At 67.8% G+C, this 1,896-nt stretch carries 3 protein-coding genes; 2 read left to right on the forward strand and 1 reads right to left on the reverse strand.

Annotated features, from left to right (window positions below):
* Positions 1–271 (forward strand): hypothetical protein (locus AB0C69_RS41860; RefSeq protein WP_360362393.1); only part of this gene is annotated, 271 nt, incomplete at its 5' end.
* Here AB0C69_RS41860 and AB0C69_RS41865 read toward each other — a convergent pair.
* On the reverse strand, positions 268–972 hold the full coding sequence (locus AB0C69_RS41865) for a TIGR00730 family Rossman fold protein (protein WP_360362396.1): 705 nt from the start codon (positions 970–972) through the stop codon (positions 268–270). The two genes, AB0C69_RS41860 and AB0C69_RS41865, sit on opposite strands and share 4 nt — an antisense overlap.
* Positions 973–1,277: 305 nt before the next feature.
* Between AB0C69_RS41865 and AB0C69_RS41870 the strand changes: the two genes are divergently transcribed.
* On the forward strand, positions 1,278–1,896 hold a 619-nt coding region (locus AB0C69_RS41870; protein WP_360362399.1), incomplete at its 3' end, for an NUDIX hydrolase.

Below are 1,896 nucleotides of genomic sequence, written 5' to 3' on the forward strand. Positions count from 1 at the left end.
GGAGGCCTCAATGTCTAAGCGCAGGCACGTCCCCAACCTTGAGGAGCCCGGCCTCCAGGAAGCCATCGCGGCGTATCAGAGGCTCATGGACTCGATCGTTCCGGAATCGCAGTACTGCAAGGGCGTCCGCGAAGAGGACCCCGAGGCGGTCCGGGTGTACGGGGACATCATCGAACGCGCGGCAGCACGCGCCCGTGAGCGGGCCGCCCGGCAGCGTGACCTCAGGGATCCCGCCCAGGGAGCGGGACCCTTACTTCACGCCGCCCCCTAGGAGACGGTGTGCCCGGGCATGAGGGCCATGACCTCGTCCACCGTGTCGACGATGGTGTAGAGGTCGGGGTCCCCCGGGGAGATCTTGCCGCTGGGCAGCATCGTCCCCCGGATCCAGGCGTCCAGGCCCCCCCAGTACTTCTCGCCGACCAGCACGATCGGCCGCGGGGGGATCTTCTTGGTCTGAACGAGGGTCAGCGCCTCGAACAGCTCGTCGAGGCTGCCGTTGCCGCCCGGCAGCACCACGATCGCGTCCGAGTACTTCACGAACTTCACCTTGCGGGTGAAGAAGTACCGGCACTCGATCCCGACGGTGAGGTACGGGTTGAGGTGCTGCTCGTGGGGGAGCTCGATGCCCACCCCGATCGACACCCCGCCGTTCTGGAACGCGCCCTTGTTGGCGGCCTCCATCGCGCCGGGGCCACCGCCCGTGATCACCGCGAAGCCGGCTGCGGCCAGCGCGGCGCCGATGCCGACGCCGAGCTCGTACTCGTCCGTGCCGGGTGCGGTGCGAGCGCTGCCGAACACGGCGACCGTCGGCAGGCCGATGCGGTCGAGGACCCGGAAGCCCTCGGCGAACTCGGCCTCCGCGCGCCGGCCCAGCATCGAGCTGGGCTCGACCAGTGCCGGCTCGGCCGCCTGCGAGGCGCGCAGCTTTATGTCTCGCTCCTCCGGACCGGAGGAACAGATCGGTTCTGTCATGTTGGTTCTCCGTTGAACCCGCCTTACGCCGTCCGAGACGGACGCAAGGGCAGCCCGGATTTCGGGATGCGATGTTGATCGTCCGCTGGTCCGGACGAGCCGCAACCTCCCTTGGCGGACGAGTTCACGACGGGCGATGACCCGTGTGCGCACCGTTCTGACCGGTCTGCGCACCGCGATGACAGGGCCGTCCACCAGGCGCTCTGCGCCCATTGCGGGGAGCCTTCGCGCCTGGACTGTCCAACCTGCGGCATCGTGCCGCGCCAGATATCCGACAAACAAGAACAAAAGGGAGTGAAGCAGCCATGAGCGCTGCCCGAAATACGCACCCTAAAAGGTGTGACGGTCATTCCGTCGGCGTCATCATCACCGATCCGGTCCTGGGCGTCCTGATCGGCGACATCTCCGACGGCCGGGGCGCGTCCGGCGTTGGCGGGCATGTCAAGGACGACTTCGACGGCTTCGACCAAGCGGCCCACGGGGAGGTCAACGAAGAGACGGGTCTGACCGTCACGTCGCTGAACCCGCTGTTCCCGGAGCCGAAGTGGCGCGCCAACCCCTGCAAGCGGGGGGACGGCCCGTTCGGTCTCGGCCACAAGTGGCAGCTGTACCGCGCCACGGTGGCCGACGTGAAGGCACTCCGCCTCGACAGGAAGTCGTTCCGGAACCTGCGATGGGTCTCCGAGGCCCAGTTGCAGGAACTGGCGGAGCGCACCCTGCGCTACGCCAGGGGCAAGATCACCCGCGGGGAGTGGGAGGAGCGTCCCGGCCTCACGTTCTCGTGGGTCCTGTGGTTCGTCCTGGCCGGCATGATCGAGATGCCGGAGGCGGAACTGCAGGACGACCTCCTCGCCCACGAGGTAGTCGCCGAGGTCGTTGGAGTTGTTCGCGTAGAACTCCACGGCGGCGGCCATGATGTCGGAC

Source organism: Actinomadura sp. NPDC048032 (assembly GCF_040653175.1).
Classification (GTDB): Bacteria; Actinomycetota; Actinomycetes; order Streptosporangiales; family Streptosporangiaceae; genus Spirillospora; species Spirillospora verrucosospora.

What these genes read in the sequence shown, in the direction of transcription:
- AB0C69_RS41865 (WP_360362396.1), bottom strand. Translation starts at nt 972, where the DNA reads ATGACAGAACCGATCTGTTCCTCCGGTCCGGAGGAGCGAGACATAAAG.